This is a genomic window from Treponema endosymbiont of Eucomonympha sp., assembly GCF_001028545.1.
This window is the reverse complement of sequence record NZ_BBPW01000112.1, coordinates 1-2,329: the sequence shown is the minus strand read 5'-3', so window position 1 is coordinate 2,329 and position 2,329 is coordinate 1. Positions and strand designations below refer to the sequence as shown.

Below are 2,329 nucleotides of genomic sequence, written 5' to 3'. Positions count from 1 at the left end.
AAAGCGGCGCGAGCGCGGTGTGCCTTGCGAACACGAAAAACGACCAGTGCGAAACGCTCCTGCTGCGCTTCCTGCAAGGTTCAACGGGAGGCATTCCCCGCGCGCGCGGAATCTTCGTGCGCCCGCTGCTCGATATAAACCGGAACGAAATCGAATCGTACCTCGCCGCGCTTTCGGTCGGATACCGAACTGACCGCACGAACAGCGAAACCCGCTATGCGCGAAACCGCGTCCGGCATGAGCTGGCGCCGGCGCTCGACAGAACATTTCCGGGCTGGCAGCGCGCGGTTCTCGCGGGGTGCGAAAAGACGCTCGACAATCTGGAAGCCGTCCGCTCGCTCGCGGATAGGGGTGCGGGCGCGTGGTCGGAAGCGCCCGCTGACGGCGGGCGGGCGGTGCAGATGACGGAAACGGCTTTTTTTATGCAGCCCCGCGCGGTCAGGCGCGAACTGCTGTACGGCGCGTTCACCCGCCTCGGCGCGGCGGGGCGGATTCCCTACCGCCTCGTCGCCGAAATCTGCGACGGCGAGGCGCGCCGACCGTTCCGCGTGTCGTCGGGAACGCTGGAAATCGAACGGGGCGACGGGCGCATTCGGGTAACGAACTGTGCGTTCCCCGCGGGCTTTGCGGGGAACGCCCGCCGCCCGTATTCCTAGAAACAGGCGCCTCGTTCTTAGAGACGGAGGTTCGGTTCTTGGAAACGGACGGCTCGTTTCTAGGAACAAAAACTTCGTCTCTAGGAACGAAAGCTCGGTTCCTAGTAATACGGAACTCGTCTCTAGGAACGAGTTGCCGGTTCTTAGGCGCGCGAGCCTTGTCTCTAGAGACGAGGTAGTGATTGCCGGGAATAGAAACGGCGTAACAAGGCGTGTCCCGACGCTCGCGGGGCATAAAAAAGCAGGGCGGAAACCCTGCTTTTTGTGCCTGACGCTCAGTGCGGCGCGCTTAGCGGCGCTTCCCGAAGAGGCGGACGAGCGCGAGGAACAGGTTGATAAAATCAAGGTAGAGGCGAAGCGCGCCGAAAATCGACTGCTTCGTGTAGGTTTCCGAGTCGCCCGCCGCCGAGACTCTGGTGAGCTTCTGCGCGTCATAAGCGGTCAGCCCCGTAAAAATCACCACCGTCGCAAGGCTGACGAGCCACGATAGCCCCGAAGAGCGCAGCAGCAGGTTCGCCACGGACGCGATAATGACGCCCCACAGCGCCATTCCAAGGATGTTTCCGGTTTTGGTCAAATCGGTCTTGGTCAGGACGCCGTAGGCGCTCATGCCGCCGAACATTGCCGCCGCGTAGAAAAACACCACGCCTATCGAGCTTGCCGTATAGACCAGAAAGATAACCGACAGCGTCAGCCCGTTGAGCGCCGCGTAGATAAAGAACACGGCGGTCGCGCGCGCCGCGCTCAGGGTGCGGATGTTCGCCGAAAGGTACCACACCAGCGCGATTTCCGCGACGCAGAGTCCCAGCGGCAACATGCCGCCGGACAAAAGCCGCATAAACCCGGCGCTGGAAACGGCGAACAGCGCGGCACCGCCGGTTACCGCCAGCGCCGCGGTCATCCACGCATATACGCCGGTTATAAAACGCTGCTGTGTATCCGCACGGGGCGCCGCCCGCTTCGTTATGTTGCTCATATGTATCTCCTTCACGTTTGAAATATGGATGCATAGTACGCATTTGAAACGGTTCCGTCAAGCGCGGCGTTCGCCGGAGGGCGCGCTCGTTTCGCGGCGCGGAGCCGTCATGACAGACAGACGCGCCGCGTTATCTCGGCTATGACCCTGTACTCTTTGAGGCGGATTCTATATAGTATCGGCACTATGAAGTTTACCGAATTTGACCTGCACCAGGACTTGCTCAAAGGGCTTGAGCAAGCCGGATACGTCGACTGCACGCCGGTTCAGGAACAGGTGCTGAAGACCGCGCTTTCCGGCGCGGACGCATACGTCCAGTCGCAAACCGGCACCGGCAAAACCGCGGCGTTTCTGGTCGCGGTGATACAGCAGCTTTTGACGAAGGCGGAAGCCGCCGGAAAAAAAGCGCTCGTCATGGCGCCGACGCGAGAGCTTGCCGTGCAGATTGAGCAGGAAGCGAAGGTGCTGACGAGCGGCACACAGCTTGTTTGCGCCAGTTTTTACGGCGGCGTCGGCTACACCGACCAAACCGAAACGCTGAAGCACCGCGTCGATATCATCTCTGGAACGCCGGGTCGTGTCATAGACTTGCAGGAATCCGGCACGCTGGATTTGTCCAACGTCGCGTTCCTCGTTATTGCCGCAGCCGACCGCCTGGTCGGGATTGGCTTTTACCCCGGCTTGCGGGAGCTTATCA

The 2,329-nt window shown here is 61.1% G+C and carries 3 protein-coding genes; 2 read left to right on the top strand and 1 reads right to left on the bottom strand.

Features of this window, described 5'->3' with window-relative positions; genetic code table 11:
• The coding region (locus AWU74_RS05050) for a PP-loop family protein (RefSeq protein WP_306701005.1) at positions 1–656 on the top strand (656 nt) is incomplete at its 5' end.
• Positions 657–945: 289 nt separating this feature from the next.
• On the opposite strand, the gene AWU74_RS05045 is transcribed toward AWU74_RS05050, so the two are convergent.
• Entirely contained in the window at positions 946–1,632 is a 687-nt protein-coding gene (locus AWU74_RS05045) for a Bax inhibitor-1/YccA family protein (RefSeq protein ID WP_062328263.1), read from the bottom strand.
• Positions 1,633–1,818: 186 nt separating this feature from the next.
• On the opposite strand from AWU74_RS05045, the gene AWU74_RS05040 reads away from it, so the two are divergent.
• Positions 1,819–2,329 (top strand): DEAD/DEAH box helicase (locus AWU74_RS05040; RefSeq protein ID WP_162504849.1); only part of this gene is annotated, 511 nt, incomplete at its 3' end.

Coding starts and splice junctions, on each gene's coding strand:
- AWU74_RS05045 (WP_062328263.1), bottom strand. CDS start 1,632: ATGAGCAACATAACGAAGCGGGCGGCGCCCCGTGCGGATACACAGCAG.